Genomic DNA, 19,190 nt, shown 5'->3' on the forward strand with positions numbered 1-19,190 from the left:
CTTAGGGGGGATTGAAATGGCAAGTATGGAGGAACTATATAATCATATTATTGATATTGCAAATAAAAACAATCTTACTGTAACTAATTTACAAATACAAAAGGTAATGTTTTTTTCATTAGGTATGCATATTAGACTTAATAATGGAGTAGACGACCTAGCAGAAAGGACATATAATATACCTTTTGAAAAATGGCGATATGGACCTGTTGTTGAATCAATTTATTATCAACTAAACTACTTTAAGGACAAACCAATTAAACTAGATGGAACATACAGTCATGAATATAGTGAATGGGATAATATTATTGTGCAATTATTAAATATTAATGTCTTTGAATTGGTAAGGCTTTCTCATAAGTTTCCTTCATGGGCTAACTATGAGGATGACATTAACAACCGAAGGTTTGTTGAAAGTTACACTATCGATGAGATTGCAGAGGATTTTATGCAATGAGTGGAAGAATTACAGAGGAAAATTTTCTAAACAGTTTTGAAGAGTTAATTAAATATTTTTCTAATAGTCCAATCAAAAATACTAATAACCAATTCAACACAACTAAAGAATTTTTAAATCAATTTTCTGGAGACGTAATGTTAGTCAATATGGTTGAAACCTCAGCGACATCTGAAGCTATTATTCCTAATGAAAAAACGACTCAAAAATTTACGGACTTTGTTCGTTTAATTGAAAGAACAGAGTTTAATAATGGTTTAATTCCTTACGACAAAATTACTGAATGTGTATTTGTACACACACCACAAGAAATGCTTTATATATTTACAAGTGATTTACGGCAACATGGTGACAGTTATTTTTCTATTACCGCCGAGGTAGAGAGTGATAGTGATAGTGAAAGTGATTATGATAAGAATAAGAAAGCTTTTTACAAGATTATCAGGCACATAGATTTAGCTCTAATTCAAAAACATAATTTTGCGAACCTTAAGCTCAGGGATATGGATAAACTAAAAAAAGAGAATGATGAATTAAGTCGGCTGTATACAGCTCTTAAGAAGGAAGCTGAAACCCAATATAAAAACATGTTAACGCAATTTATTTCTATATTAGGTATATTTGCTGCAATATTAATGGGTGCGTTTGGAGCTATACAAGGTTTCACCAGTTTGTTTTCCAATGCAGATAAATTATCATTAGGAAAGATACTAATTATTAGTTCTATTGGGGCTTCATCGGTGATATTAATATTATTTCTTCTACTTAATGCTATTGCAAAATTAACAGACCGAAGCCTTTCTAGCTGTAATAAAAATAATGCCCCTATATTAGAAAAGCACCCGACTTTGGGAATATCCTATGGTATTTTGATACTCATTTCTTTAATCGGCGCAACTCTAGAACTTAGTAATGTACACCTTCAAGTTGCTTGGCAGGGATTATGGTGGCTATTACCTATATTTTGGTTAATTTATATGATAATCGCACTTTTTAATAGAGATGCACTTTTCTTCATCCATCAAAAAAAAGTGAAAAGGTATAATTTTATAGTGGACCGTATAGATTAGTCTTTTAAATAAACTCCTCACCTTTAAGGTGGGGAGTTTATTATTTTATGAATGATGTAGCATGTTATTGAATGAACCTTAATAATTCCCTGAATTTTCTCGTTGGTAGTTTGTCACTCTACACTAATTTACGCTTTGCTATCTCAACCGCTACAGCACCATATAATATTCAGACAAGCTATTAAAATATATTTATTGCTTCATGTTATATATAACTTGAGCCATTTGAGCTCTTGTCATTGGTTCATTTGGTGCAAAAGTACCGTCTGCCTTACCTCGCATTATTCCTTCCTTCTTCACGTGTTCAATTGCCTTTTCAGCCCAATGTCCTTTTGGCACGTCTGGGAACGGTCCTGGTTGATTCATAGAAGTTACCACCTTTCTTTTTAATCCATAGATTTTAATAATACCTTCCACATGACCTTGTGCGATTCTATCCAAAAAGTCAGAACGTTTTAGCAGTGTTGCGTCCCTAGCATTATCTATAAAACCATTTTCAGTTAGGATTGCTGGCATACGAGTTAATCTTAATACTGCAAAATTAGCAGACTTTTTTCCACGATTATTAAACTCTGGCACTTGCTTAGTAATCTCGGCATGCATAACATTTTGATGAGAGATAGATTGAGCCGAAGCACTGGTGTGACTGAAATCTTCATATCCATTGGCTTGACCATTGAAAGCATTTAAATGGGCTGATAGAAAATAATCAGCTCCCCAGCGATTAGCTATTGCTGCTCTTTCAGCTAATTCAACAAATATATCTGAAGAACGAGTAAGAAGTGTCTGTACACCTTCATACTTCTTTAATTTTTCGTCAATTCGTTTAATAATATCTAATGCAACTTCTTTCTCTTGTAACCCATGACCTATAGCACCTGAATCATTACCACCATGTCCAGCATCTAAACAAATTTTAACCATTACTCCTCACCCTTTTCATATAATAATTCATCTCTTTCTTGTTTACGTTTTAAAGCTCTCGCAGTTTTATGCTTTATCTCATTTTCAGCCCACTCTAGAACCATTTCAAATATACCTATAGGCAACCAACTTGCCCAACCTGAACGTACAGAATTTGCTACAGCACTTCTCCCAATGTGGATTAATAAGCCAAACGAAAATACACCGAAGAATATTCCCGGTGTACCTAGTAATCTATCAATCAAATTCCCTACAACTGGGACCATCAATATAAAAAGCGACCGTCCCACACCTTTTATTCCATATTCGCTTGCGTATGAACCATCTTTATCACTTGCACTAACGCCAGCAATCCAATCCATGATGAGCAAAAACGCAATCAAAAATGCAACGATGAACCTCGCCTCCCCTTCACCGTAAAGGAAATGAAACATAGGTACTACAATACCTCCGATTGAGGCGAACCAATAACTTTGAATACTATTAAGTGCAGTGCTTTTCGGCAATTTATTTGCCTCCCTTCCAAAATAAAAAGAGCCCCGAAGGACTCTCTATAGAACTAAGTATTTTTTGTGTTGCTCACGTTTCTTTTCATCTGATAGTACAGCATACCCCTGAGTTGTAGAAGGATCGCTGTGACCTAGTAAATGTTGCACTCCTACGATATCTGCACCATTATTAAGCATAAGGGTTGCAAATGTATGTCTCAGAACGTGCGGGCTTACTTTCTTTTTAACTTCTGATTGCTCAGCGATAATACTGATTTCACGTTGTATTGCCCGATTAGACAATCGCCTAAAGGGCTTTCTTAATGTAATAAATAGAGCTGGAATATCATCAGTTCTACTATTTAAGTATTTTTTAAGATGATGAAGCGCTTTAAAAGATAGAAATACTTCACGTTCCTTGCTACCTTTTCCAAAAACCTTAAAACTCATTGATTGAAAGTTAATATCCTCAATATTCAGTGCAGATACTTCGGATAAACGGCAACCTGTAGCGTATAGGACTTCAACAAACGCCCTCTGACGGACAGTCATGCAAGCCTCACGCAACATTTCAAGTTCTTCAACACTTAATGCTTTCGGAATTCTTTTTTCTTTTTTGGGAGGCTTTAGCTTCGCTGTAGGGTCTCGTTGTAAAAATTCTTCTGCCGTTAACCATCCGAAAAATGATTTTAGGACTGATAGTTTCTTAGAGATTGAGGTCATTTTTAGGTGATGGAACTCCGCTAAATGTCCTCTGATGTCTGCTGCTGATATCTCGTCAGTTCGCTTTTTGACTTTATCAGCAAAGATACGTAAGTCTCTTCCATAGCCGTCTAGTGTCGATTCGGCTGCCCCTTCTAATTTTTTAGAAGCAAGAAAAATTGATATTTTCTCGGTTAAATCAGGATGTACTTCATCGACTTGAGGTTTGGTCACATGGTATTTAGCTACAACCTGTGATAATCGACTTTTTACCTCTTCGACGTTAATTGGTACCAGCTCCGATATGTAGCCAGTCACTTCCGAAATCAACATTTCATTAGCGCTTTGCGTATTCATTTGTATCTCCTCCGATGGAAAGGAATATTACGCTTTATGGAGAACCTACAACAAAAAGAAGTAGGTACGCCCATCGGTGCGTTGACGGTTAGATGATCAGTCCAACCTACCTACTTCCAAGTTAACATAACATTTTACAACCCGCAAATCAATACACGAACATTTGTTTTAAACGGTCATTTAAGCATAAAAAAATACACCTCCTACATTAGTGGTGTTTGAATAAATATACCTTTTTAACTTTTGAGTACCGCTCACAAGTTACTGCACATAATCAGGCTATCTTACATTACTTTAATAAACAAAATCCGATTTTGTAACCTTTTTCACTGTCATATTCCTGAGTAATTTTCATTACACAAATATTTGTTGGTTCTATTGCCTTTTGACCAACACCGTTTGACCAGGCTTTTACATAATCACCTACCTCAACATTCTCTGCAAGTCTTACATAGACCTGCCCTAAGAGTCCTACTACTGTCCACTCATCAGGTCTATCTTTTCGAGATGTTTGCTCTAATTCAGGATTCCAATTGGGATTTTCTTTTGGCACTTCAATTAGAGGTCTATCCTTTTCGGTTTCACCTTCTTTTAATTCATAATCTGTATCTGGAACAGTTTCATAAACAAAAGCGCCCCATTCATCACGTTCCCAACGCTTATCCCATGAAAAAGGTGTATCACCTAAAATAACACCTGCGATTGCTGATGTGACACCAATTACTTGCTCCCCTTCATTTGCAGGTCTTACACCGTATCCATCTATAGTTTGTAATAACCCGTATTCCTGTTCTTCACCTGTCAAGTTAGGAAATAGCTCCGCAAAGTCAGTGAAAGAGTGACCACTCGAAATAGTTCCACTATGCTGAATATTTCCAGTAATGCTAAATAAGTGCCACTTTCTGTTTGATGTTAGTCTACTGCCACTTAGACTATATCCACCTGCTATCGAATATTGCTCACTGTTTACAGTTTGTCTACTTGCAGTAACATGTGAATTTAGAGCAGTTGCGTTAGATTCCCATGATGATGTGGACATAGATTGGTTTCCTGTAACTTCACAATCTAATGACGCAGCCGTTTGGCTTCTTGGTGCTGTGGCTCTGCTATCTTGACTAGCTGTAATTACCCTTGAGTTTGGTGTAGTAATCTTTGTTGTATCTGACGCATGTGACACCATTCCTTGTGTCTTGTAAATATCGCTATCTGATACATGTTTATTTCTAATGGTGTTTGTTGATGTTGGTTGCACTTCATCTTCCTTATGCGTAGTAACTTTTTTATGAGCATCTGCTATACCTTGTTCCCACCTGTTCATATCTTGCTCCGTAACAGGGTCTTCACCTTTCCAATCTAATTTGGGCTCAAATTGACTCACGTACTCTCACCCTCCCTTACTTCTATCTCAAATTTGAATTCTAATACTTCTTCGCTAGGTACATTTATATCTGATTGTTTTTTTTGAATACTTTTCCCTGCGTTGTCTCTTAACTCTAGTGATTCAATCCGAGTAACACCGGATATATTACCCGTCTTCAAAAAAAAGGCGGTATTCTCAACTTTTTTTGAAAGAATAGAAACCTCTTGTCCATTTAGTAGTACCTTTTCCGTCCTGTCAGAAATATCTTGAGCTACTTGTTGTAAATACATTGGATCAATCATAGTACCACATCCCTACTTGATTTAAGCACTGGCATTCCTACATAAAATTCATCTACAGTTACATATTTTTTTCGCGTTAGGACTACTCGATCACTAACCATAATCATTGACGAAGTGGAAGGAACCACTCTTAGTTCATTTGTAGAGGGAATGACATCTTTAGCTTCTTTTATCAGCTGTTCTAACGATAAAATGTGACCTAAGGGTAAAATTGCATATAGAATTTTTTCTTTTGTATCACGTTTTAAGCTTGCGGTTTTCTTTGAAAGAAATCTATTAAATATACCTTTTAATTGATGTGGATTTAAACCATGAGTACTTTTGGCTACAAGGATTCTCCTTCTACGAGTGGCATAGATATCGCCAGGAGATGGCTTTAAATCGTACTCTTCCTCCCACAATGGTAATCCCCAAGTTGCCGTCTCAACATTCAATTGATTAAAGATATCCTCAAAAACCACTTCTAGTACGTCTAACTTCTTACCTGTCCCCGCAAAGACCATTTCCATTAACTTATTTCTGTGAAAAGGAGAGATGAGAGAAAAGAGGTCTTCTTTTGCTTTACTCACTTAGTATCACCTCTATTTTAGGTATTTGTTGAGTATCAATAATGATGTTTTCAGATTCGCCATTAAGAAGCAGCTGTTCGTAATCAGTAACTCCACCGACGTTTGAGAGTATACCTCCAATAACTGTTCTAACAATTTTCGTTTCCTCATTTTTTATAAGTTCCGATAAGTAATCATCAAGACCTTTAGAAAATTCACTTATAGCTTTCTCAATTGAAATCCCACTCAGTTGAACTGTAGCAGTAATTATTAAAGAGCTAGTTTCTGCTCGTTCAATAAAAACACGATGATCCACAGGCGCTACACCATCATGTTCTTCATCATCAAAGACAGATTGAATATATTCCAATCTAAAATACACTTCTGTTTCTAAGAGAGGCTCTATTTTAACTTGATTATTTTCTTTGCTGTCAGCCACAAAGTAAAATACCATTTCTCTTTCTTGTACATCATTAACGTTCAATATATACGTTGCTTCTTCCTCTGAAAGTAAAGAGGACTTTAAAATTTTGTCTTCTGAGTCTGTAAAATAAATTTTAATAATGTCGCCCGTTGCATCCTCATCTTCAATACGGACACTAGCTTTTACAAACCAATATCCCTCTTCATTTATTGTAAGAGGAATTGAAATATCTGTATCCAACTTCACTTCCGGGTCATTAATGTTAATCTTATACCCTGGTGCAATATAGTCCTGAACTCTATTAAGTAACGATCTATCAGCGGGATTTCCTTCATTATCAACAATAGCAATTGAAACTGTACCTCTTCCATATTTACGTCTTTTGACTATTGCCCTTCCGACACCATCAACTTCGTTTGCCCACGAGCGATATTGAGCATCATTACCACTTGTCAAACGTTCTCTCGCACGTTGAAGATGACGTTCCAAATATGCCTCATCTGATTCTTCATTAACTCCACCAGTAGCAGCTTCAATATTGGTAAGTGAGGTTACACCAGTAATGGGAGTTACTAACACCTCAATAGTATTTGCTGGTACGTTGCCATTTGTTCCTATTTCCACTGCTTCTAACGGAACAAACGTCTCCTTTGTTTCACCTATAACAGTTGTTTCAGTAACGCGAAATTCAACTGCTTCACGATTTTCATCTTCTAATGTGGAGACTATATTTCCTACTGAAAACGTTGTTCCTTGTCTACCAGTAACAAACAATGAAACCGTAGAGCGCTCGCCTCTTCTTTTTTCCGTACCGCTTTCTAGTAATTTCATTTCTAAATAAGGACCGTACGAAGTCATAGCAAAAGCTCTAAGTAATATCTCATTGGCGGTTTGTTGTAACGCCTCTGACAACTTTACGGCAATAGGTGAGGCAATATTAAAAGCAAACTCCCCTTGTTCTTTCCCATAAGAATCAGGAAAGTAGCTTAAAATATCTTCTAATAAAGACTCATATGCCCATTCCTCTAAAAATGGAGGTAACTCTTTAAGAGGCAATCAAACCACCTCCATATCTAAGATTAAGAGGAACATTTCCGTAAATGGTTTCCACTATAAACTTAACAAGTACTTGATCACCCATAACTTCAAATTCGAAAGACCCCACCGAAGTGGTTCGTGAATCTATCATTAAAGCTTCCGTTACACGCCTCTCAATTTCACTTTTCTTAATATCATTATCTAATTCACTTCTCATTAAATCTTCTATTTCCACACCGAAATTTTCATCATAAGCTAAATACTTACCTTTCTCTGTACGAACACAAGCATATGCCCACTGAGCATATGCTTGTAAATCCGAAACCGTTACTATACGACCTGTGGGATCTGTTACAAATTCACCTGTTTCAAAGTCACGCCTTGGAACTTGTAATGATATATCATATATAGCTTCTTGGGATTCTAAAGCTTCATTCAATTCATCAGGTAACTCGAAAGCTGGATATAACATTAATTAAAACCTCCTATCACCATGTAGGAACCGCTGGGTGTGGGGATGCAAAATACTCTTTTCCCGGAAGTAATGAATACATGTTCAAGTACTTGGTATTCATGCTTAGGGATAGGCTCTGGAAAGCTGTCTAATAATAGAGAACCACTAGTTGTAATAGTGCCAAACTCGCTAATTAACTTTTGCTGGGATTGCTCTGTTCGTTCATTTATTTCACGTGCAAATAAGCTACCTATTTTGTTTGTCCATTCTCCCATCATTTCGCCACCTTTAACTGAACAGTCATTTGCAAGGTCCCAATATCCCTAGATACGCTAGAAACCATAAATTTCCCAAGTAATGTACCCACTTCAACTTCAATAACATCACCTTTTCTTAAAAAGGGAATGTCCGGACCGTAAATCGACCTTGTTATGTTTGGTTGTCCATTTTCCTGCAATATCTCAGCTGCTTTTTCTTGTGCTTCTTTTCTACCCTCTACACCAAACACAACATCTTGAATAACACCAAAGTTAATACGTCCGTCTTGTTCATAGACAATTTGTGAAGGGGTATTTTCTTTGGATGTACCATAGACCTTTACACGAGTAATAATATTTTCTATATTGTGTTCATCTTCGCTCTTTTCCGCATAATATCTATCTAGCTTATAAACAATAGTGTTACTACCCTCTCTAACTATGTTAAGTTGCCCTTTTTCATCTCGAACAAAAAAACGTGGAGAACCACGCTTTTTAGCTTCCTTTATTCGTTCGGAAAAAATTTTTCCTATTTTATCACCCTTATAAATTTTAAATTCTAATGCACGGTGGGGACCATCTATTCTACCAATGGGTATTCCCCACTTCCTTGCTAATTTACTAATTGTCTCAGCAACGGTTTCGCTACTAGAAATCTGTACTTGGTCCTTTGATTGTTGGAGAGGAAATAAAGCATCATAGCATATCGCAGTAAAAGACGATCCTTCTTCTGTTGTAAAACCATATCTATATATAGAGCCTCGCCATACTTCTTGCCAACTACCTCCAGTAGTCGCTTCTACAATCATTCTATGTGCTAAATAACATAACTGATTTAAGTACTTGTCCCCTACCAGGATATTCTTAACGGTTAGTATCAAACGAGCAGATAACTCATCCTCCATATCCTCATATTTTGCTTCAAGAATTACATCAGTAATGTTAAGTCTTCTACCATCAGGAGGGATTAATATAAACCGGTACTTTGTATGTTCGACTCTAAAGGACATCTAATCCACCCCCTACGGTATTTTAAGCACTTGTCCTGGAAAGATTCTGTCAGGGTTATCTATTTTATCTCTATTAGCTTGAAATATATCTCTGTACTTACTACCATCTTTATAATAATCTTGTGCAATTCTCCAAAGAGTGTCTCCACTTTTTACAGTATGAGTTCTCGGCTTACTATTTTGTGTAGGAGATGCTGCTGTAGATACTTTTCCGTCTGATCCTATGGATGTAATAACTAGTTGCCGATACTCACCTAAAGCTAATGTGTACCTATAATCGCCATAGCCTCCTTCAATTGGAGCATCAAATTTCTCGATATAAACAGGTAAATTTATTTTTGTGTCGGGAATTATCAATCGTAATGGTTTGTTTTCCTTATTCCATGTTCTGAACACCTCAACAACCTCTTGTGCATTCTTTTCAACAATCACTGGCAACTGTCTACTTGGTCCAGGTAACAACCCATATAATATTACTTTTTCTGGGTTACGTCCCCTAGGCATATCAAAAGCTCCACCGTAAATTGTTGTAAAGGACATAGTCCTAGCCCCAAAATGAAAATCAATCTTTTCAGGAGGGATAGGCAATGTAACAGCTGTAGTTGTATTTTGTAATAATAAAGTAACTTTTAACAACTCTATTCCTCCTAATTTGTTGTGTTTGCAAAGAATTCTCGTAAAGATTGATAGATTTCTTTTGATACAGGTTCAACAATTTGTTTTGCTAGTGACTCTAGGTCTTTTGCTTGGTTAATTCCACTTCCATCAACAGCAACACTCACAGTAACTGGCATAGAGCCAATCATTACTCCGCCAAAACCACTATTAGACCCCATGCTGCCCATAGAGCCTACTAAACCACCGTCTGCATAAGGTTTAACACCTAACTTTGACCCTACTTGTTCATATAAATCCATCGCACGGCTTCTTCTACTACTTGAAAGTGGGATAATCGCTTCTGGACCCGCTTCGCCGACAAGGCCTAAATGCGGACGGTTAATAAATCCTCCGTTTGCATAAGCTTTAGCAGATTCTCTTCCGCTTCCAAAGCCACTTGTTACGCGATTCCATATAGACGATCCCCAATTCTTGGCACTGCCTATGATTCCTTCTATATAACCAGGAATGCCGCCTATCCAAGTAACTACTGAATCATAAGCATTTTTTGCATTACCCGAAATTTCATTGTAGATATCTGTCCACCAAGCTCCTACTTGACCAGGTAAACCAGACCACCACTCATCTATACCAGTGACCGTATCACTTACATACTGTCCAACCTCACCTGGTACCTGTGACATCCATTCCATTGTATTGTCATACAGACCACCAAAATATTCAGTAGCCTTATCAGGAAGTTGGGAAAGTCTTTCTGAAGAATAACCAATCATGTAGCCTAGAACCTCAGGTACACTTTCTCCCATTTCATTCAGTTTCTCTAGAGCGCTATCCTTGGCATCAGTGAACCCAGTTACTACCGTATCTTTGAATCCTGATAGGTCAACATCTCCTATCCAGTCGTAAACGACCTCTCCTAATTTGCTTCCACCAAGACCACCAAGAGCACCACCAAGAGCACCACCAACAATACCACCTATGGCAGTTCCCACTCCCGGTACCACACTTCCGATTGCTGCACCACCAGCAGCACCTGCCATAAAGCCACCCCAACCACCAGCAGAACTAGCTATCATTGCACCACGGTCTTCTTCTTCTGCATTTGCAATATTCATAACATCCATTCCAATAGCTAAGGGTCTAGCAAGTCTACCAAGTGTGCCAAGCGCTCCACCAGCAACAATTCCACTAGCAGGAGGACCACCTTTATCTCTTCCAAATGGATTTAATCTCTGGTACCATGGGGTTCTTCTTGCAGAACGTGGTCCTGTTGGTTCATCATTAGATCCCCAACTTCCTAATGAACGCTGATACCAAGGTATTTGTTGTGATTGCCTATGTTCTTGCCTTCTTGAAGTATTACTTCTTCTTGTCGGAGTAGGTTCGACAGGCGCTCGTCGTCCATCTCTTACTCTAGTATCTCGTCGTTCTTGTTGCTGTTTCCTTCGGTTATCTTTTCTTGAAGTGTGACGATTCCATCCTGTTTTGCCTAAATCCCAACCACCTTTAAATAACTTTCCTAATGGTCCTAATAATTTAAAAGCCCCACCTAATAAAACACTTTGAAATAATATAGAGGCAATATTCCCTCCTGCACTTTTTTCTAAGCTTGGTAAAGTGTCAAGCCATACATCTCTTAAACCCCTAGCTATCTTACCGCCTTCAAGTTCACCTAGAAACCCTTCTACAAAAGATTTCCCTGCAATAACACCAGCATTTGCATAATCGCTACCATCATCAGCTACCCCTAATGCGCCCAGAATAACACCGTTTAGTGTATTCCCAATTTTAGAACCTGTGTTTCCCATGAAAGATGAAACAATGTCTTCACCGTCATCATTCCACCACTCTTTAAATACCTCATCTAATTTATTAAAGGTGAATTGAACTTTGCCGCCAAAATCTAACTCCATAAACTCTTCATTTTCTAAAAAGTTGTCTTGAACAAAACCGATTGACAACTCTATACCGTCAATAAGCCTTCCGCTGTGCTTGGCTGCGAAGTCTTCAACATCTTGCCCAAGCGAGGCAATAAGCTCCTTATTTTCACCCCGCCATTGTCTAAACCTTGTAAGCATTGGACCAAATGTTCTTTCCAAACCTTGTCCCCAACGATAGACAAATGTTTCATTGAAAAAAGAGCGCACACCTAAAAATAAGTTACTTAGGTTGGCACTCATCTTTTCCATTAGACCATTAAACCCTGAAAGCTCCTCTTCTACTAGTGGCCATATGTCAGTAATATCTTTACCACTATCCGCCAATTCTTCTAATCTAGCACGAGCGGAACCATCAATAGCACCCATTTCTTGTAGTCGAGAAGTCATCATTCCTATAGGATTACCTGAATCCATTGCATCATACAAACGCCCCATCCAAATGGCCACGTCAGTAAATTCATGTTGAGTACCAGCAGCAATATCCCCAACCATTTCGAGTCCTTTACCAGTGGAAAGAGCCCCTTTTGTAAATACCTCTAAAATTCGAGAAGACTCAAAGATTTCATCTCTAGTAAAAGGTGTGTTGCCGGCGAAAGTAACAAGCTCGTCCATTCTATTTTTTGCCGCTTCTGCACTTCCTAACATAACCTCAAATGCAGTAGTTATATTTTGCCTATCAGCAACCATCTTTAAAGGAATAATGACTCCACCCGCGACTCCACCTGCCATCCCTAACATTCCTAGTGTGGATGTAGCAGCGCGAGCAATCCCTCGAATAGGTCTAGTCGCTAAATCAACTGCTCTTACAGTGATGTTGTAACCTCTACTTACAACACGATTGGCATAATTACCCACTGAATTTATAGTCCTAGATGCTCTATCAACCGCTGATATGGTCATTTGCCATCGAGAGTTTTGTAATCTTTGCATTCTTCTTTCCGTACGTGTAGCAGTATTCTCAAACTCTGATACACGCCTTTGAGCTCGTCCTATACCGTCGGAATACTGGTCATTTACAGTGATGGGTATTTCTATACGATATACTTCCTCTTTAGACAACCCTCATCACCCCTTTTTAAAAAGACTTGCTAATGCAGCTGCTTGATTAGCTGGACCTTTCATCATTTCTTCTTTATGCTTCCATGCAGCTGCAAGTGCAAATGCTTTACGTCCTTCTGTTTCATTTAAAATTTCATCGGGCCACTTTCCGTTCGTCATAAAAATAATACGCAGAAGGTCAGTTACCCCTCCTGCGTCCATTAGTTTTTTACTTCTTCAGTATAATTGACAACTCCGACACCTGATAGTTCATCAATTAGTGTAATTAAAGCGTCTTTTTCTCCTGCTAATAACACTTTTTCAATAACCTCATGCCCTGTTAAGACGTTTAGTCGTTCCCACAACTTTTTGTTATCCCATATCTTTTTACGATCCTCTGGAATGGTTGCATGATAGATTGTCAGGTTATTCCCTTTTACTGTATCTACTTCTTCGACAAACTTACGGCCATTTTTCCCGTTACTATACTTAATTGATGCTTTCTTACATTTATCGTACACAGAATCGTCTATACCCATTACAGTAAAAGAGAAAAGTACTTTCCCTTTGCGAGAAATCTCTACTTTTCGTGTGTTCGATTTTTTCTGTTCATGAGCCTCTAATATACCAGCCAGAAGCTCATCTTCATTTTCTAGCAATTCTTCTCTTTCTTCCTGTGTAACCTCATTCTTACTCATAATTCATTCCTCCTACATTTATAATTGATTAAGAAGCTCTCCCGCGTAGCACACCAGTAAAGTTTAATACTGCATCAGGTTGCCCTTTTTTAAGCCCATTATTAATTTTCGCTAATAGAGTCGCATCTTTAATAACCGTTTCTGTAAACGTCAATGTAATTGTGTAGCTCATTGGTATAGACCACGTAATCTTTTCTCCCGCTGGATTATAATCACTATTTGTGACATTGATTTGTGCATGCCAAGTATTTACTTCTGCTAGGAAGTTACCATCTCCATCGTAAAGTTCCCCATCATAACCTCTCATGATATTTCGGGGGTCCAGCTCTCCGTTATCGACTTGTTCTTGAAGGTCTAAAGGCATATTCACTCTCCAAGACCATTGTCGATTAATGACTTCCCCCGGCTGAACATTGGCAATATCAATGGAACCGTCTGGTACACACTGTCTAAATATATAACGACCGTCTGACATATAAATCCCTCTCTTTCAAACTAGTATCTGAATCCAAAGTCTAAGTAGAAGCGTTCAATACTATCTAAATCTATTAAGTTATCGAACTTAAACCATGCACTATCTCCCTCTGGTGGATTTTTGGGGTCAATTATTAGCGCTCCACTTACACCCGGCATACGTTCTATGATTTCATTTACAATAGTAATTACATGTTGCCTTCCGTCTTCATCGTTATCAAAATCTCCTGCTCTTGGATCTAATGTAAGCACAACGCGGTCTATCAGTTCGAAGCGTGTACGAGTACGGCGGATTTTTTTCCATCCTTCATCTTCAATTTCTGCAAGGGATACTTTTGTATTTATACCATAATCAATTTGAGCAAGACCTTGCCTTGATACTGAGAATACTAACATCCCAGACTTAGTAGCCTCGTTGTATTGTGGTGATGTTAACTCTCCTACTACACCCACGCTTCCTTGAATTACATGACGTGTCATGCTTCGTGTATGAGGACCTGATATTGTTTCTCCCATCACACGCGCTATTGCTTCAGCTCCTTCAACTTCCCTTTCATCAGCAGTTAGGAATCCGTTTCCGACATAGACCATGGCAAAATCATTAAATGATTTTGCATTTTGTGCACGAGTTTCAAAATCAATATCTGACTTTTCGCCAACGAAACCAATAATACGGCTGCCTTCATTCAATCGACGATTTACATAAGCCTGTAAACTCATATGAACTTGCATATCTGTTGTATCTGTACAAATTCCATCAAAGAATTTTGTATCTAAGGTTGGAAATGTATCAGCGTAATCAGAAGCAGTCATAGTAGGGTCAGAACCATCTGTGAACTCCTTATTTAATACAATATCTACTTCTCCTGATGTAAATTCTCCGCTTGGTACTAATAAATAGTTACTTTGTTCGTTAATAGCATCGGCTAATGCTTGTTTTTCATTATCGCCTGAGAATGTTACTTTATCTATTTGCTTTTGTCCTTCAAATAAAAGTAGCTCTTTTTCTGTCCCATCTAATGACTCCCGAACAGTAACATTGAATTTACGTGACGTAGGATACTTGGTTTCGATTGTTACACCAGAAAGGTCAACTGTTGCTACCGTTCCACCATTACCTCCACGAACTGCATAAATGACTCTTGCACCACCAGTAAATATTTGTTTTATGATTTCATTATCTCCAAGCTTGGTCATAGTTTCGGGAGTAATGGTAGTAACATCATTTACTTTCCCCCAAGTAGCTCTTAAAACGCTTGCAGCTAAACCTACTGTCCCTGTCGCTAAACTTGTGCCACCAGCATTATGCCAAGTGACATATGTTCCTGGTCTCGGTTTTTGTTCGCCTAGTACAAATAATTGTCCAGCCATCTATTTCACCTTCTTCTTTTTGAAATTTTCAAGTGCTTCTTTTACTTCTACTTTTGTAAATTCAGTTTTCTCAAGACCATGTAATGCACCTGCTAACACTTCTACACCAACACCAAATGCACTAGGCGTAGCCAAAATTTCCTGTTTACTGTATGCTGGTTCCTGAGTTTTTTTTTCTTGCGAGTACTTACTTTCTTCTTTAGACTGTTCCTCCGACTTTTTGTTCGTCATGTTAACCCTCCTTCAAAGCCAAAATGATTTATTTTTTCTACAAATTCTTTTGTTTTTATGACACCGAAACGAACAGATAAAGTAATTTGACCAGCACGAAAAGGATCTGCCGAACTATCAGCAGAAACTCCTAAGAATTCTAATGTCGATTTGTCTTCTAGGGCTGTTCTTTTATCAATCGCTAATTGTTGCACAACATCTTTTATTAGCTGTGTCCTCTTGTATGTGTCAGCCATTATTAAATGACCATGGATTCTCACATTAAGCCATACTCCCCAATTCATAGGTTCGCTTGATGTGATACTCCCAAAACGCCAATAAAGCGCTGGATAAGCATCTGATGGTTGCCACCCTTCCGAATGTATCTGCAAGTCAGAAAAACGTCTTGTCGTCCAATTCTGTAAAGCTGAGATAGGGTCAGGGTCTGTTGTCTTGGCGTTTAACCATGCTAAAGAAAATACTTGAAACCGTAACCCTCTGGTAAGTACCTTTAAGGAGTCATCAATGGTATCTTCCCCATTGGTTCCTAGATATTCGATGTAGTGACTCTCACCATTTACTTCGAAAAAACGTTTATTCAATAATTTGATTGTTTTACGTGCTTCGATATCTAGTAACTGAAATGTTTCTTGTTTTACACAAGGCCATATTTCAATAATTGTTGTGAAATTCGCATAAGGATCACCTGCATCTTGAGCACCTTTTTGAACAACAAGATACGGTTTTTTTAATTGAGGACCAGCTGCAGCAGGTTCGTATACTCTTTCGAATCCTCCGTCTATTAAACGTTGCCTTATTTCAGTCCTCATAAATTACTTCCTCCAATACTCGCGCATATTACGTTTAATCGTGGGCCAATAGGAATCAGTAGTGGGTCGTATGATAGGACGTGCTCGCATCCCGGGATGAAGAATATTTACCTTACCAAAGACCGTTGCTCTGTATGGTCTATTAAAAGGTCCATGAATACCCGTACCATCCTCTAAAAAAGCACCATAATGCTTTCCGTGGGCTAGATATATAGATGCTCCAAAGGGTCTTAACTCTCCACCACCATGAAGGGCACCTCTTGCACCAGAACTTGCATTCCTGTCTTTCCAAGGCGCACTTTTCTTTGCCATACCCTCCATGTTTTTACCTAAGTTGTCAGCTAAGAGTACAAGTCCTGCTTTTTTTCGGTTGATGTTATCGAGAGTTTGTTGTCCTAATGAACCTCTTCTCATCTAACTCACCCTTTCTAACTCACACTGGTACCCTACAACCTCACCCATCATGAGCTGAGGAGTGACAGACCTAATTTGAAAGTGCATCCCCTTCCAATCGAATTTATATAATACATTTTTGTCAGATTGTAAGTTTGCTTGATAGTCAGCTAATAGACCGTAATGTGTTGCAGACTGTTTTTGTCCAATTTCTTTTGTTTCTAGTTGAACACGAGGTGTATCACTTTGATAAATACGAGCAATTAAACCGAATTCACTTTCAATAGTTTGAAAATAACCACCTGCATCAACCTTTTCTTCCATATGCACATGAATTTGAGCAGGGTTTTGTGAAATAGAAAAAGCGACGTGTTTACGCCGCATCTCTATCATATTCATTTACATCACCTCTGGTCGTTGCACTTTTAACATAAAACCAGATGATGAAACATCTACATCCCCACCAGCTAATTCTTTATAATGTGCTACCATTTTTAAGGCGTGGTCTAACCGATCTTTAAGAGGTGTTAAATCATACTTTTCTTGGCCGGTGCTATAAGACTCTATTTCACCTTGTAGTAATCCAGCACGAATAGTCCATACTTTAGAAGCAGTTGCATAAACTGACGAGGACTCTTCTAGAATCTCTCCTAATTCCTCATTATCAAATAAAGTTGCATCAACATCATTAACGTACTTCCTTAGTCGTTTGATGTGCTTCTCCTCATATTCCATTCTTATTCACCCGGCAGTGTGATTTCTTGGATATTTTCATCAACTGCCGCAAAGACTCCACGCCAGAAATCTCCAACTACTTGAGCCTCAACGAGACGTGTTAAATCACCAATTGTTGAGTTGATTTGTAACTCTTGTTTAATTAGTTCTTTAAAGCCACGCTTTGGTCTGATTAGGTAACATTTACCTTGAGCTACACCTGGGTATTGATAAGACTTCTTACCAACAGATGCTTCCCATCCGTCGTAATAAATTACATCTGTAATCCCATCTACACCACGATAAGGAGTAGCTTGAATTGTTAATGAAGCCATCCCCTCCTCGATTTGCTCACGGTCAGCTTCAGAAGCAAGAAGAACTGTTCCTGGGCGTTTAGCTGTACGCGTATCACTCAATGCTTTTCGTAACGTAGCTCGAGTTGATAAGGTCATGTGAGCACCATCCGAGTTATCGAGAGTCTTTCCTAACTCATTAACATATACGGCAGCGGTCTTATTCGCTGCTTTATATGAGTGCTTGATAATAGGCGCAAAGTGTAGGTGGTTTTTTAAAGCGTTATGTGCTTCACCGAATGCACGGTTAAGTAATTCAAGATTAAATGTCTGATTAAACATTTGAATTTCTTTCGTATACTCAAATCCGGCAGTATAACCTTTGATATATGCAATAGGTCCTTGCTCTGCTTGTAAGGATCCAAACTTTACTTCTTCACCCTCAATATGCTCAAAGAAAATGACAGAGCCATACTGCGCCCACTTTGCTTCAAACTCCTTTGGAAAGTTTGAGTCTTGAATTCTCTCATAAATTGGCTGGTAAAGAGTCGGTACTTGTTCTTTTCCTAACTCAACATCAAGCACTACTTTTCTCATAAACTCTTTACGAGTAGTAGAGTTAGTCATCATTTCACCAATCGGCTTTGCTAACTCGAGGGTTTCAAGACCACCATTTTCAATCTTCTTATCAACAAAGTCCATTTCTCCGTTAATCACAAAAGGGACCTGTTCACTAACCGTTTGTTTGCGACGTTCTTCTAATTTAGCTTCTCTGCTATGAATACGTGCCATCTATTACCCCTCCTTATACTTGTGGTCCAAGAATGAACCAAATCACATTATTTGAATCCTTACCTTGAGTTACACGACCTACACGACGATATTCATCTTCTCCACTGGAATCTGTTTCAGTAAATCTACTTGTTGATGCATTCCAGTAAATAGGAGCTCCTGGAGTGAATTCCTGAGTCGTACTTATTTGGCTTGTTTCATACTCTGCCTGCTCAATAGTAAGTACCACTTCAGCAGTTTCTCCTTCACCTGTCTTCACACTTTCAGTTGCAGCTCCAAAAAAGCCGCCTAACAAATAAAAGCGTTGAGCTTCAATTTCCGAGTTTTCCGGAACTGTTACTCTAACGCTTTTACCATCACTAATTTTTGCTCTAGTTACTTGGTACGTAGTACTTGGAAAAGGTTGTCCTTTGTATGGCATTGTTTAT

Annotated in this window: 25 protein-coding genes; 2 read left to right on the forward strand and 23 right to left on the reverse strand. The window is 38.2% G+C overall.

Translation table 11 applies throughout. The features are described from left to right. The first annotated feature begins 16 nt into the window (after window positions 1-16). Complete coding sequence (locus CD003_RS15095) at window positions 17-457, forward strand: Panacea domain-containing protein (protein ID WP_096201877.1); 441 nt, start codon at window positions 17-19, stop codon at window positions 455-457. Beyond that, window positions 454-1,527: a hypothetical protein gene (locus CD003_RS15100; RefSeq protein ID WP_096201878.1), complete on the forward strand. Its 1,074-nt coding sequence runs from the start codon at window positions 454-456 to the stop codon at window positions 1,525-1,527. The genes CD003_RS15095 and CD003_RS15100 overlap by 4 nt, the downstream gene beginning before the upstream one ends. 192 nt (window positions 1,528-1,719) lie before the next feature. On the opposite strand, the gene CD003_RS15105 is transcribed toward CD003_RS15100, so the two are convergent. The 23 genes from CD003_RS15105 to CD003_RS15215 all read right to left on the reverse strand — a co-directional run bounded on the left by CD003_RS15105 (window position 1,720) and on the right by CD003_RS15215 (window position 19,183). After that, the gene (locus CD003_RS15105) at window positions 1,720-2,451 is read right to left on the reverse strand and encodes an N-acetylmuramoyl-L-alanine amidase (RefSeq protein ID WP_096201879.1); all 732 of its coding nucleotides are present in this window, start codon (window positions 2,449-2,451) and stop codon (window positions 1,720-1,722) included. After that, window positions 2,451-2,957, reverse strand: a complete 507-nt coding sequence (locus CD003_RS15110; RefSeq protein WP_096201880.1) for a phage holin family protein — start codon at window positions 2,955-2,957, stop codon at window positions 2,451-2,453. Before CD003_RS15110 ends, CD003_RS15105 begins: the two co-directional genes overlap by 1 nt. A gap of 45 nt (window positions 2,958-3,002) precedes the next feature. Beyond that, the gene (gene xerA, locus CD003_RS15115) at window positions 3,003-3,998 is read right to left on the reverse strand and encodes a site-specific tyrosine recombinase/integron integrase (RefSeq protein WP_096201881.1); all 996 of its coding nucleotides are present in this window, start codon (window positions 3,996-3,998) and stop codon (window positions 3,003-3,005) included. A gap of 289 nt (window positions 3,999-4,287) precedes the next feature. Then, a complete protein-coding gene (locus tag CD003_RS15120; protein ID WP_096201882.1) occupies window positions 4,288-5,376 on the reverse strand; it encodes a peptidase G2 autoproteolytic cleavage domain-containing protein in 1,089 nt (362 codons plus the stop codon). Then, a complete protein-coding gene (locus CD003_RS15125; protein ID WP_096201883.1) occupies window positions 5,373-5,660 on the reverse strand; it encodes a hypothetical protein in 288 nt (95 codons plus the stop codon). Before CD003_RS15125 ends, CD003_RS15120 begins: the two co-directional genes overlap by 4 nt. Further along, complete coding sequence (locus CD003_RS15130) at window positions 5,657-6,229, reverse strand: putative phage tail protein (RefSeq protein ID WP_096201884.1); 573 nt, start codon at window positions 6,227-6,229, stop codon at window positions 5,657-5,659. The genes CD003_RS15125 and CD003_RS15130 overlap by 4 nt, the downstream gene beginning before the upstream one ends. Then, entirely contained in the window at window positions 6,222-7,688 is a 1,467-nt protein-coding gene (locus CD003_RS15135) for a baseplate J/gp47 family protein (protein ID WP_096201885.1), read from the reverse strand. The genes CD003_RS15130 and CD003_RS15135 overlap by 8 nt, the downstream gene beginning before the upstream one ends. Then, a complete protein-coding gene (locus CD003_RS15140; RefSeq protein WP_096201886.1) occupies window positions 7,678-8,142 on the reverse strand; it encodes a DUF2634 domain-containing protein in 465 nt (154 codons plus the stop codon). The genes CD003_RS15135 and CD003_RS15140 overlap by 11 nt, the downstream gene beginning before the upstream one ends. Continuing rightward, window positions 8,142-8,399: a hypothetical protein gene (locus tag CD003_RS15145; protein WP_096201887.1), complete on the reverse strand. Its 258-nt coding sequence runs from the start codon at window positions 8,397-8,399 to the stop codon at window positions 8,142-8,144. Before CD003_RS15145 ends, CD003_RS15140 begins: the two co-directional genes overlap by 1 nt. After that, window positions 8,399-9,391, reverse strand: coding sequence for an XkdQ/YqbQ family protein (locus tag CD003_RS15150; protein WP_096201888.1), 993 nt, complete (start codon window positions 9,389-9,391; stop codon window positions 8,399-8,401). Before CD003_RS15150 ends, CD003_RS15145 begins: the two co-directional genes overlap by 1 nt. 12 nt (window positions 9,392-9,403) lie before the next feature. Further along, window positions 9,404-10,027 (reverse strand): LysM peptidoglycan-binding domain-containing protein, encoded by a 624-nt coding sequence (locus CD003_RS15155; protein WP_096201889.1) that lies wholly within the window; start codon window positions 10,025-10,027, stop codon window positions 9,404-9,406. An 11-nt stretch (window positions 10,028-10,038) separates the two neighbouring features. Then, window positions 10,039-13,008 carry a hypothetical protein gene (locus CD003_RS15160; protein WP_096201890.1) on the reverse strand — a complete coding sequence of 990 codons (2,970 nt, stop codon included), beginning with the start codon at window positions 13,006-13,008 and terminating at the stop codon, window positions 10,039-10,041. Window positions 13,009-13,014: 6 nt separating this feature from the next. Further along, on the reverse strand, window positions 13,015-13,209 hold the full coding sequence (locus CD003_RS21960; RefSeq protein ID WP_096201891.1) for a hypothetical protein: 195 nt from the start codon (window positions 13,207-13,209) through the stop codon (window positions 13,015-13,017). Beyond that, window positions 13,209-13,685 (reverse strand): phage tail assembly chaperone, encoded by a 477-nt coding sequence (locus tag CD003_RS15170; RefSeq protein ID WP_096201892.1) that lies wholly within the window; start codon window positions 13,683-13,685, stop codon window positions 13,209-13,211. Before CD003_RS15170 ends, CD003_RS21960 begins: the two co-directional genes overlap by 1 nt. Window positions 13,686-13,713: 28 nt before the next feature. Then, the gene (locus CD003_RS15175) at window positions 13,714-14,160 is read right to left on the reverse strand and encodes an endoglucanase (RefSeq protein WP_096201893.1); all 447 of its coding nucleotides are present in this window, start codon (window positions 14,158-14,160) and stop codon (window positions 13,714-13,716) included. Between the two features lie 20 nt (window positions 14,161-14,180). After that, entirely contained in the window at window positions 14,181-15,530 is a 1,350-nt protein-coding gene (locus CD003_RS15180; RefSeq protein ID WP_096201894.1) for a phage tail sheath subtilisin-like domain-containing protein, read from the reverse strand. Beyond that, window positions 15,531-15,761, reverse strand: a complete 231-nt coding sequence (locus CD003_RS15185; RefSeq protein WP_096201895.1) for an oligoribonuclease — start codon at window positions 15,759-15,761, stop codon at window positions 15,531-15,533. After that, complete coding sequence (locus tag CD003_RS15190; RefSeq protein ID WP_096201896.1) at window positions 15,758-16,570, reverse strand: hypothetical protein; 813 nt, start codon at window positions 16,568-16,570, stop codon at window positions 15,758-15,760. Before CD003_RS15190 ends, CD003_RS15185 begins: the two co-directional genes overlap by 4 nt. Window positions 16,571-16,573: 3 nt before the next feature. Beyond that, entirely contained in the window at window positions 16,574-16,984 is a 411-nt protein-coding gene (locus CD003_RS15195; RefSeq protein ID WP_096201897.1) for a hypothetical protein, read from the reverse strand. After that, a complete protein-coding gene (locus CD003_RS15200) occupies window positions 16,985-17,362 on the reverse strand; it encodes a hypothetical protein (RefSeq protein ID WP_096201898.1) in 378 nt (125 codons plus the stop codon). After that, window positions 17,363-17,698 carry a hypothetical protein gene (locus tag CD003_RS15205; RefSeq protein WP_096201899.1) on the reverse strand — a complete coding sequence of 112 codons (336 nt, stop codon included), beginning with the start codon at window positions 17,696-17,698 and terminating at the stop codon, window positions 17,363-17,365. Window positions 17,699-17,700: 2 nt separating this feature from the next. After that, window positions 17,701-18,762, reverse strand: coding sequence for a hypothetical protein (locus CD003_RS15210; RefSeq protein ID WP_096201900.1), 1,062 nt, complete (start codon window positions 18,760-18,762; stop codon window positions 17,701-17,703). Window positions 18,763-18,775: 13 nt separating this feature from the next. Next, window positions 18,776-19,183 (reverse strand): DUF2190 family protein, encoded by a 408-nt coding sequence (locus CD003_RS15215; RefSeq protein ID WP_096201901.1) that lies wholly within the window; start codon window positions 19,181-19,183, stop codon window positions 18,776-18,778. Between the last annotated feature and the right edge of the window lie 7 nt (window positions 19,184-19,190).

The sequence above is a fragment of the Bacillus sp. FJAT-45350 genome, from assembly GCF_002335805.1.
Classification (GTDB): Bacteria; Bacillota; Bacilli; order Bacillales; family NISU01; genus FJAT-45350.

What these genes read in the sequence shown, in the direction of transcription:
- xerA (WP_096201881.1), bottom strand. Translation starts at nt 3,998, where the DNA reads ATGAATACGCAAAGCGCTAATGAAATGTTGATTTCGGAAGTGACTGGC.
- CD003_RS15195 (WP_096201897.1), bottom strand. Translation starts at nt 16,984, where the DNA reads ATGAGAAGAGGTTCATTAGGACAACAAACTCTCGATAACATCAACCGA.
- CD003_RS15180 (WP_096201894.1), bottom strand. Translation starts at nt 15,530, where the DNA reads ATGGCTGGACAATTATTTGTACTAGGCGAACAAAAACCGAGACCAGGA.
- CD003_RS15125 (WP_096201883.1), bottom strand. Translation starts at nt 5,660, where the DNA reads ATGATTGATCCAATGTATTTACAACAAGTAGCTCAAGATATTTCTGAC.
- CD003_RS15175 (WP_096201893.1), bottom strand. Translation starts at nt 14,160, where the DNA reads ATGTCAGACGGTCGTTATATATTTAGACAGTGTGTACCAGACGGTTCC.
- CD003_RS15185 (WP_096201895.1), bottom strand. Translation starts at nt 15,761, where the DNA reads ATGACGAACAAAAAGTCGGAGGAACAGTCTAAAGAAGAAAGTAAGTAC.
- CD003_RS15215 (WP_096201901.1), bottom strand. Translation starts at nt 19,183, where the DNA reads ATGCCATACAAAGGACAACCTTTTCCAAGTACTACGTACCAAGTAACT.
- CD003_RS15200 (WP_096201898.1), bottom strand. Translation starts at nt 17,362, where the DNA reads ATGAATATGATAGAGATGCGGCGTAAACACGTCGCTTTTTCTATTTCA.
- CD003_RS15170 (WP_096201892.1), bottom strand. Translation starts at nt 13,685, where the DNA reads ATGAGTAAGAATGAGGTTACACAGGAAGAAAGAGAAGAATTGCTAGAA.
- CD003_RS15100 (WP_096201878.1), top strand. Translation starts at nt 454, where the DNA reads ATGAGTGGAAGAATTACAGAGGAAAATTTTCTAAACAGTTTTGAAGAG.
- CD003_RS15190 (WP_096201896.1), bottom strand. Translation starts at nt 16,570, where the DNA reads ATGAGGACTGAAATAAGGCAACGTTTAATAGACGGAGGATTCGAAAGA.
- CD003_RS15095 (WP_096201877.1), top strand. Translation starts at nt 17, where the DNA reads ATGGCAAGTATGGAGGAACTATATAATCATATTATTGATATTGCAAAT.
- CD003_RS15150 (WP_096201888.1), bottom strand. Translation starts at nt 9,391, where the DNA reads ATGTCCTTTAGAGTCGAACATACAAAGTACCGGTTTATATTAATCCCT.
- CD003_RS15205 (WP_096201899.1), bottom strand. Translation starts at nt 17,698, where the DNA reads ATGGAATATGAGGAGAAGCACATCAAACGACTAAGGAAGTACGTTAAT.
- CD003_RS15210 (WP_096201900.1), bottom strand. Translation starts at nt 18,762, where the DNA reads ATGGCACGTATTCATAGCAGAGAAGCTAAATTAGAAGAACGTCGCAAA.
- CD003_RS15105 (WP_096201879.1), bottom strand. Translation starts at nt 2,451, where the DNA reads ATGGTTAAAATTTGTTTAGATGCTGGACATGGTGGTAATGATTCAGGT.
- CD003_RS15145 (WP_096201887.1), bottom strand. Translation starts at nt 8,399, where the DNA reads ATGGGAGAATGGACAAACAAAATAGGTAGCTTATTTGCACGTGAAATA.
- CD003_RS21960 (WP_096201891.1), bottom strand. Translation starts at nt 13,209, where the DNA reads ATGGACGCAGGAGGGGTAACTGACCTTCTGCGTATTATTTTTATGACG.
- CD003_RS15140 (WP_096201886.1), bottom strand. Translation starts at nt 8,142, where the DNA reads ATGTTATATCCAGCTTTCGAGTTACCTGATGAATTGAATGAAGCTTTA.